Here is a 7189-nt window from a genome sequence, read left to right as displayed (position 1 = left end):
ATTTAAAGGTGCGATGGATGTAATTTTAATTTTAGTCAATCGCACTTATTTTTGAAATAAATTTAGGACGTAAGATTTTATAATCTATCTGAATTTATATACAAGACGAAGCCTAGCCGATCTTTTCCATCGCCTTGTTTTTAAACGCTACTGGATTAGCGACAAATTGGAAGCTAACCGCCGTGCCGCCGGTACCTCACACCACTATGGTGCCGAATTTTAAAATTCGTCCCAAGATACTCTGCATTACGGATATGCTTTCGATTTTTTCATATTTCAGCTCCACCGTTTCGCGACTAATAAGACCCTTTTTTGCCGATTATACGCTGATTTGTGATAGCAAGCTCGTTTGTTTTTAAAACAATAAACCCGTGAATTAGCGCCGCTATAAAACCGCCAAAGCATATGAATGAAAGTCTATCGTCTTTATTTATGATTCCAACTATCGCGGGAATCAATATGACGATAGCGGAGATAAAAACCGCCCAGTGAATTTTGGCTTTAGCAATCACATTTTCGCTATTTAGAAGGTTAGACTCTACGTAACCCATAAATATCCTTTAAAAGAATTTGAGACTTGAATTATATCCCCCCCATTAATCTGGACTTAAATTTCGTGTAGCGAAGGTTTGCACGACGGCGGATTGGACGATCGGAATTTGCGCGTAAAATTTGCATTAAATTTTACTTTGTCGGCTGCGAAATTTAGCGCAAAATTTATAGCTAAATTCTGCGCGTTAGACTTTTAAAATTTTAAATTTAGCAGCGCGAAACTGCCTCTCTCACGCCCTGGGAGATCGTCTCATACTGCGTAAATTTATCGAAGTTCCCGAAGTTTGGTGAAGCACGCGCGGAGTTTAAAATTTTACAAATACGCTAAATTTTATAGCCGCGCGATACGTTTGAAATTTTAGCGTGCGATAAAACCCAGTGCGGTTGAAACCCGCCCTTGCGAATATAGAATTTGTTAGCGCAAAGTGTGAAACCAGATAGCGCGCGCAATGGGGCGAAATTAAAATTTAAACTCGCTAGCCTAAATTTGAAATTTTGTAGCCGCCCGCTCTAAAATCCGAGCGCTTTTTGAATCGCGAGCGTCTGCGCTACGACGCGCTCTAGCTGCTGCAAATTTAGCATATTCGGCCCGTCCGAAAGCGCGTGAGCGGGATCGGGGTGCGTTTCGTAAAAAAAGCCGTCCACGCCCACGGCCGCCGCCGCTCGCGCGAGATACGGTACGAAGCGCGAGTCGCCGCCGCTCGTAGCGCCGATACTAGGCATCTGCACGCTGTGCGTCGCGTCAAAAATGACCGGCGCAAACTCGCGCATAATCGGCAGCGAGCGCATATCGACGATCAAATTTCCGTAGCCGAAGGTACTGCCGCGCTCGGTGAGCCAAACGCCGTAATGGCGCGCCAGATCGTGCATCCCTTCGCCGCTTGGCCGCGGGGCGCTTTGCGCGGCACTTATCGAGCCGTCTTGCGCGCTGCAAGTATGAGAGAAGTTTGGCTGCGAGGCGCTTTGCGCTTCGCTTTTGTTATTGCTTTGCGCGGTACAAGGCGTCGCCGTACCTTTAGCGGCATTTTCGGCACCGCCCTTAGCGTCGTAAGCGTGGATAGAATTTTGTGCGTCCTTACCGGTACCGCAAGAATTTTGCGTGCCTAGCGCCGGAGATCCGCTATCTGTATTACTTCGAGCGCCGCTTTGCACGCCGCAAATTTCGATATCGCCGGAGTGGGCGCTGTTTTGAGCGGCTTTTGTATCGCTAGATGCTGCGCCGCTTTGCGGAGTATAAGCCCGCGCGCTGCGGGTTTGCAGCACCTTTTCGATGCTGTGTTTCATTGCCTGCGGCGATAAAAACTGACCTTTTTTGATATTTATTACCGCCTGTGTATTGGCTGCGGCAACGAGCAGATCGGTTTGGCGGCACAAAAACGCAGGTATTTGCAGTACGTCGGCGACGCGCGCGACGGGCTCTGCCTGGTAGCTTTCGTGGATGTCGGTTAAAATTTTATAACCGAATTTTTCCTTTACTTCGGCTAAAATTTCACAGCCGCGCTGCAGCCCAGGGCCGCGGAAGCTTGAGATGCTGGTGCGGTTGGCTTTATCGAAGCTGCTTTTGAAGTAAAATTCCACCCCGCTCATTTCGTTAAATTTGCGCAAACTTTCCGCGACTTGCATTATCAGCTCGCGGCTTTCGATCACGCAGGGTCCTGCGATCAATATCATGAAATGTCCTTTTTTAAAATTTGCGCGATTTTAGCGAAATTTTACTAACTCTTAATAGGGCTTGCCGAAAAATTTTTCGTAATGCTCGTAAAAGCGCTTGTAGTAGGGGTTTGAGTAGCGTTTTCGCATGCCGTAGTTGTAGCACTCGATCGTGTCTTTGATATTTTTATTTTTGGCGTTCCAGCATTTGCGCAGGATTTTGGCGCATTTGGTGAGGTTATACATCGGGTTGAATATATAATCGATCTCATTTTGGCTGAAATTTACGGCGTTTAGCTGCCCGAGTCCCACGTCGATGCTAAAGCCGTCCTCGTACAGATACTTGGCGATCTGCACGGCGTAAATTTCGTTTGCCGGTATGATCGTAACGACCCATTTGCTGGAATTTAGGCTGTAGTTGCTCGTTTTGATGCGGATATTTTGATTGCGCAGGCTTGCGAAATAATCGGCGTTTGCTTTGTTCGTCAAAAAGGAGATCGTGTAGGGCTCGAAGTCGCTTTCGATTTTGACGATAGTGTATAAAATTTCAGGCTTTACCCCTTCGTTTTGCGCTACTGCGGCGATGGCGTTTACGATCTCGTTCGGCGAGTAGGCGGGGGCTTGAAGCGCCAAAAACAGGGCGAAAACCAACTTTTTCATCTAAATTTACCGAGCCTTTGATAAAATTTTATGTCGCAAGTATAGCACAATTTCAGTCTTTTCATCATTGTTTAAGTGAAAATTAATCGTATTGGATATATAATCACATTTCTTTTTTAAACCCAAACGGTCGCTTAGCTCAGCTGGTAGAGCGCCACCCTTACAAGGTGGATGTCGCAGGTTCGATCCCTACAGCGACCACCATTTTGAAATCCTTGGATTTCATACTTCTTTAGCACTTGCGTTGCGAGTGTGATTTTTGGTGCGACGGTAGTTCAGCTGGTTAGAATGCCGCCCTGTCACGGCGGAGGTCGTGGGTTCGAGCCCCATTCGTCGCGCCACTTCTTACGATGTCTTGCTAGCTCAGTAGGTAGAGCATCTCACTTTTAATGAGGGGGTCGTTGGTTCGAATCCAACGCAGGACACCACTTTTATTACTAATTAAATCGCAAATTTTATGATTGATCGGTTATATCTAAAAAAGCAAAAATAAGTAAGGATATAAAATGAAATTTTTTCTCATCATAATTAGTATATTTCTTTGTATTTATATTGTTCTTTCGGTGCTAAGTTTTTCGCCTTGTGATATTAACGATATGTTGAGGCGGAACTACAATCGTATGGAGCAAAAATGCAGATTAAAATTGATACGACGGGCTAATAATGGCAACAGCGGGGCGCATAGGCGACTTTTCTATTTTTATGAATCTTATTTTTTAGATAGATATTGTGTAGATAAAAAGGCGCAGCAAGAATTAGACAAAGAGGAACTAAATTTTATTAAAAAATTTCATTCCGGAAATTTAGATCTATGCACAAATAACGACTTTATAGTTGGTTTATTAAAAAAGTGCGTTTTGAAAGAGGGAAATTTCACATTATGTACCAAGCGGATCGGAAAGGAAAAAGAGATTAACATGGATGAAGTCATACATCTATATTACACGGATAAAAAACCAAAAGAATAAGAGATTTCATGAAAAATAAAATTTACTTTATTGCCGCCGCTATAATATTATTTGCGTGGATATTTTATCTATATAAAGAGCAAAGCGCCTCTTGCGATATAAAAGATCTTTTTATGGGCGATTCCGAAATAACAAAAGAGTGCAGGATTGTCATAATAAGGCAATTTGAAAAGAACGGCAACCCACGCGCATATAAAAGGCTGAGTTTAGTTTATGGAAAAATTTTAAGCGAAAAACCGACAGAAGAGGTTTTAAACGAGCTAGACCGAGAAGAGATAGAATTTTTGAAAAAATTGTATCCTAATTCAGAAATTCTATCTAAAGAGCTATCAAATAGAAAATAATCGATTTTTATAAACGCAAATTTGTCATAAAGATGGCTAAATTTAATAAAGAAATGAAAAGGACGGTGATTAATGAGCCTAGAGCTTTTATACCAAAATTCAACGAATTCTGATAAATTCAGCATCAATTCGTTTGTTGGAAAATTTATATATCAAAAAACTTGGTCGGATTGCGACTATTGGGAGTTAGATAAAGCTTTAATGCAGATTTTGAGTTTTTATCATAACAAAACGCTTCCAAGAGAAATTTTCATCGCAATACTAGCGATATTTAATGATGTTATCGGCGTGGAGGACAAATCGGAAATTTATGTAAGCAATATATTGTGTGCGAAAAACAGCGACGGCGTAGTGCCTAGCATATATGATAGATTTGAAAGATTAAAGGTTCTGTGCAACAGCATCGTATTCAAAGAAAAGCTTGACAATAGCGGTTTTTGGTATGTTCCAAAGGATTAATGCAATGAATCTTGTAAATTTTTATAGAAATACCGCATTTGATGATAGATATGATGCAAATTCGTTCATAGGTATGATTTTGGATTATAATTTATGGTCCGATGATGAATATTGGAAATTGGAAGCCGATTTAAAAAAGATTTTGCAGCATTATAAAAATAAAGAGTTGGACCCAGAAATAATGCAAGGTATTATTTCTATCTCTAATGATATATTTCTAAACGGAAGTTGGCGCGACGTAGATATAGACGCAAAAAGCGAATATTTTAAGCTGGACGAATATCAAGAAGATACAAAGCCGAATATTTTCGATAGATTCCGTCGTATAAAAAGCCTATTATTGGCGGTTGCGTCAGGGGATGAAAATTTTTATAAAGTCAAATTTTTCTATGAAAATTAATATAAATGATCTTTGCTTCCCAAATAAAGTGTATAATTTAGCAAAAGCAAAAATTACGGTGGATAAAAATGAAAAAGTTATTAAATTTGAAAAATAGTAGTTTAAGGCTGAGCGATATAAATTTTAGCAGCTTCAGCGCTTCTAAAAACTGGATAGGTTTCTTTGAGATCGAAAGCAGGGGCTGGCTAAGCGGAGTAAGCTTAGCGATAAAATTATTCGATAACTTTTTTAGAAAATATAGCGATGAAGTATTTATCGTAAGCGCTCTAATGTGTGATGATAAAGTATACAAAAAATATAAAGCAATCTCGCAGGTAAAGCCATTATACGATAAATTTAAAGATCTTGGAATTTTGCAAGAACAAAATGAGTATTTTTCTCTGGCTAGAGATAAAGAATATCCGCTGCCCGCTATGTGCGTAAGAATGGACATTCTGAAATGGGACGACATAAAAGAGCTGGCTAAATTTTTAATGTGCTATGATTATTCTATAAACGAATGGTGCTTTATAGTTTTTCCGAGTTTAAATTTAGCCGTCTATCCGCATGATAGCAAGGGTTTTGGCTGTATAGGGCTAAACGACGAGATTAAATATGGAATCAACTTTTTAAAATTTTGCGAGAAAAACAGCAAGGCAAAAGTGGCGATAGATAAAAAAGAGGTTAATTTGAACAAAGCGGTTTTTCTTCTGCCTAAAAATAATGAAGAGCTATTTTCCAGAGTGCAAGAAGTAAGAGAGATAAAAAGAGGAACTTTGTATGCCGATCCAAATTTAATTAAATTTATTGCCCTTAGCGGCTCAATCAAAGATCTGAAAATATCGCAATTAAAGCAGCTATTGCGCGAAGGCTTGATCTATCTTGACACAGGAATATTTTTTATCAAGAATCTTAAAAGGGAAAGAATAGCCACAACAGAGAACATTTTAATTAATTCTTCAATATATCAAGGCTTAAGCGATTTTGAGTGGTCGATCAATGAAGTGGAGATCAAAAATCCAAATTTAAAGGAAGATGATTTTATTAAAGAATGCCTTTTATTTTTGAAATTAGTAAAGGAAAAGATCGAAAATATGGATATTGAGAACAGCAGATTTGCTTTATGTTTGGATTTCTATAATATCGATGGACTGAGCGCGGATTTCGAGCTTTATACTTTAAGAGATAATGAAAAGATCGTAGATTTTTCAGAGGCTAAATTTAATCAAAGCTCGGTGTATGTAATTGTATGAAATTTATTTTCTCGGCATGATTAAAGTATAAAATTTATAACTATCATCCCAAAAGGAAGGCATAAAATGACATATATAAAAACGTATCCCGACGTGATGGAGATGAGCGATTTTTTTGGTTTTTATTCGGATGAAATAGATAGCGATATTGGAAAATATACGTTCAAAATAGACGGGTTAATATTTACATATTGCATAGTCGAGGGATGGGTAGAAATTACTATAAAAGCAGGCGGGGAGACAGCTGTAGAATTTACCGCCGAATGCATCGAGTCCTTAAAAATCAGAAGAAATAAAGATGGCGAATTTATAGAAATAGGACAAAATTTTGCTATAGACAGAATGGTGCAGATAGAACTGTATATAAGACCGAAAATTTTATTAAAATATGCGAGTTTAGAATGCTAGATGAAACTCACATCCCAATAAAAGGAAACCCAAATGCAAATTGACGGAAAAAAGATATTTAATAAAGGTACGCTTTTATTTAGGCTGTGCCTGATGGCTTCTCTTGAACTGCAAGAGAAAAATATCGCGCACCCAACATTGGAACGCTATTTATCACCTGGAGAAATGGTAGATATGCTATATTTTTCTTGTGAACAGGCTTTGGAAGAGGAATTTAAATTTTGTTTCTTACACTACGAGAGAGATGCACTAAAAGAACTTATGGAGCTTATGAATAAATATCTTAAAGACGGCAGCTTGCTGGAAGGCATAGGCGAATATCTAGTCTATCATAATAAATCCTGGATAGAGGTCAGAGAGCTAGCTCTAAAAACAATCCATATTTTTGGATACGATTTAGATGACTTTAACTATGACTAAAAGCCTTATAGGGAAAATAGAATATGTATAAGCAAATAAAAGAGCTGTTAGAAAAGAGCGGCATAGAATTAAGCGACGGTTTGAAAGAAACAAAAT

Annotated in this window: 10 protein-coding genes, 3 tRNA genes and 2 pseudogenes; 10 read left to right on the top strand and 5 right to left on the bottom strand. The window is 39.1% G+C overall.

What is annotated here, in order from left to right; all coding sequences use genetic code 11:
- Window positions 1-196 precede the first annotated feature (196 nt).
- From Q0140_RS12680 to Q0140_RS09435, 5 genes and pseudogenes are all read right to left on the bottom strand, one after another.
- Window positions 197-286 carry a PH domain-containing protein gene (locus tag Q0140_RS12680; RefSeq protein WP_366112864.1) on the bottom strand — a complete coding sequence of 30 codons (90 nt, stop codon included), beginning with the start codon at window positions 284-286 and terminating at the stop codon, window positions 197-199.
- A gap of 10 nt (window positions 287-296) precedes the next feature.
- Window positions 297-551 carry a hypothetical protein gene (locus tag Q0140_RS09450; RefSeq protein WP_297964035.1) on the bottom strand — a complete coding sequence of 85 codons (255 nt, stop codon included), beginning with the start codon at window positions 549-551 and terminating at the stop codon, window positions 297-299.
- A 511-nt stretch (window positions 552-1062) separates the two neighbouring features.
- Window positions 1063-1428, bottom strand: a pseudogene (locus Q0140_RS09445) (3-deoxy-8-phosphooctulonate synthase); the annotation flags it as partial.
- 372 nt (window positions 1429-1800) lie between these two features.
- Window positions 1801-2223: pseudogene (locus Q0140_RS09440) on the bottom strand (3-deoxy-8-phosphooctulonate synthase); the annotation flags it as partial.
- A gap of 51 nt (window positions 2224-2274) precedes the next feature.
- The gene (locus Q0140_RS09435) at window positions 2275-2862 is read right to left on the bottom strand and encodes a transglycosylase SLT domain-containing protein (protein WP_297900672.1); all 588 of its coding nucleotides are present in this window, start codon (window positions 2860-2862) and stop codon (window positions 2275-2277) included.
- A gap of 128 nt (window positions 2863-2990) precedes the next feature.
- Here Q0140_RS09435 and Q0140_RS09430 point away from each other — a divergent pair.
- The 10 genes from Q0140_RS09430 to Q0140_RS09385 all read left to right on the top strand — a co-directional run bounded on the left by Q0140_RS09430 (window position 2991) and on the right by Q0140_RS09385 (window position 7093).
- Window positions 2991-3066, top strand: a tRNA-Val gene (locus Q0140_RS09430).
- Window positions 3067-3126: 60 nt separating this feature from the next.
- Window positions 3127-3203, top strand: a tRNA-Asp gene (locus Q0140_RS09425).
- Window positions 3204-3214: 11 nt separating this feature from the next.
- Window positions 3215-3290 (top strand) — tRNA-Lys (locus Q0140_RS09420).
- 78 nt (window positions 3291-3368) lie between these two features.
- Complete coding sequence (locus Q0140_RS09415; RefSeq protein WP_297964033.1) at window positions 3369-3830, top strand: hypothetical protein; 462 nt, start codon at window positions 3369-3371, stop codon at window positions 3828-3830.
- 8 nt (window positions 3831-3838) lie between these two features.
- Entirely contained in the window at window positions 3839-4174 is a 336-nt protein-coding gene (locus tag Q0140_RS09410) for a hypothetical protein (protein WP_297964031.1), read from the top strand.
- A 72-nt stretch (window positions 4175-4246) separates the two neighbouring features.
- Window positions 4247-4633, top strand: coding sequence for an Imm41 family immunity protein (locus Q0140_RS09405; RefSeq protein WP_297964029.1), 387 nt, complete (start codon window positions 4247-4249; stop codon window positions 4631-4633).
- A 4-nt stretch (window positions 4634-4637) separates the two neighbouring features.
- Window positions 4638-5033, top strand: coding sequence for an Imm41 family immunity protein (locus tag Q0140_RS09400; RefSeq protein WP_297964027.1), 396 nt, complete (start codon window positions 4638-4640; stop codon window positions 5031-5033).
- A gap of 68 nt (window positions 5034-5101) precedes the next feature.
- Window positions 5102-6265 (top strand): hypothetical protein, encoded by a 1164-nt coding sequence (locus Q0140_RS09395; protein WP_297964025.1) that lies wholly within the window; start codon window positions 5102-5104, stop codon window positions 6263-6265.
- Window positions 6266-6331: 66 nt separating this feature from the next.
- Window positions 6332-6673, top strand: coding sequence for a hypothetical protein (locus Q0140_RS09390; protein WP_297964023.1), 342 nt, complete (start codon window positions 6332-6334; stop codon window positions 6671-6673).
- Between the two features lie 33 nt (window positions 6674-6706).
- Window positions 6707-7093, top strand: coding sequence for a phytanoyl-CoA dioxygenase (locus tag Q0140_RS09385; protein WP_297964021.1), 387 nt, complete (start codon window positions 6707-6709; stop codon window positions 7091-7093).
- Window positions 7094-7189 lie beyond the last annotated feature (96 nt).

The organism is uncultured Campylobacter sp., assembly GCF_938045405.1.
Classification (GTDB): domain Bacteria; phylum Campylobacterota; class Campylobacteria; order Campylobacterales; family Campylobacteraceae; genus Campylobacter_B.
The sequence above is the reverse complement of the archived record's forward strand: the minus strand, read 5'-3'. Positions and strand labels throughout refer to the sequence as shown.

Coding starts and splice junctions, on each gene's coding strand:
- Q0140_RS09450 (WP_297964035.1), bottom strand. CDS start 551: ATGGGTTACGTAGAGTCTAACCTTCTAAATAGCGAAAATGTGATTGCT.
- Q0140_RS09435 (WP_297900672.1), bottom strand. CDS start 2,862: ATGAAAAAGTTGGTTTTCGCCCTGTTTTTGGCGCTTCAAGCCCCCGCC.
- Q0140_RS09415 (WP_297964033.1), top strand. CDS start 3,369: ATGAAATTTTTTCTCATCATAATTAGTATATTTCTTTGTATTTATATT.
- Q0140_RS09410 (WP_297964031.1), top strand. CDS start 3,839: ATGAAAAATAAAATTTACTTTATTGCCGCCGCTATAATATTATTTGCG.
- Q0140_RS09405 (WP_297964029.1), top strand. CDS start 4,247: ATGAGCCTAGAGCTTTTATACCAAAATTCAACGAATTCTGATAAATTC.
- Q0140_RS09400 (WP_297964027.1), top strand. CDS start 4,638: ATGAATCTTGTAAATTTTTATAGAAATACCGCATTTGATGATAGATAT.
- Q0140_RS09395 (WP_297964025.1), top strand. CDS start 5,102: ATGAAAAAGTTATTAAATTTGAAAAATAGTAGTTTAAGGCTGAGCGAT.
- Q0140_RS09390 (WP_297964023.1), top strand. CDS start 6,332: ATGACATATATAAAAACGTATCCCGACGTGATGGAGATGAGCGATTTT.
- Q0140_RS09385 (WP_297964021.1), top strand. CDS start 6,707: ATGCAAATTGACGGAAAAAAGATATTTAATAAAGGTACGCTTTTATTT.